At 69.2% G+C, this 315-nt stretch carries 1 protein-coding gene; it reads right to left on the bottom strand.

Annotation, left to right across the window (positions count from 1 at the left end):
* Window positions 1–315, bottom strand: a 315-nt coding sequence (locus tag PUR61_RS15935; protein WP_329879506.1) for an MFS transporter, incomplete at both ends; no start/stop codon positions are given.

Raw genomic sequence — 315 nt, 5'->3', positions numbered from 1 at the left:
GGCCATGCCGGCGGCGAAGGTGTAGAAGCCGAAGCTCTTGCCCCGCTCGCGGGGGCCCCACCAGTTGGAGATGACCCGGCCGCCGGAGGGCCAGCCGAGGGACTGCGCGAACCCGTTGGCGCCCCACAGGAAGCTGAGCGTCCAGGAGCCGACGGAGAAGCTCGTGCACCAGTTGAGGATGGTGGACAGGATGGCGCCGGCGGTGATCAGGCGCAGGCCGCCGAACTTGTCGGCGAGGTTGCCGTTGATCATCTGACCGGCGGCGTACGACCAGAGCAGGATGCCGCTGATGCCGCCGAGTGCGGCCTTGCTCAG

The sequence above is a fragment of the Streptomyces sp. BE20 genome, assembly GCF_036322525.1.
In the GTDB taxonomy this organism is placed as follows: Bacteria; Actinomycetota; Actinomycetes; order Streptomycetales; family Streptomycetaceae; genus Kitasatospora.
The sequence above is the reverse complement of the archived record's forward strand: the minus strand, read 5'-3'. Positions and strand labels throughout refer to the sequence as shown.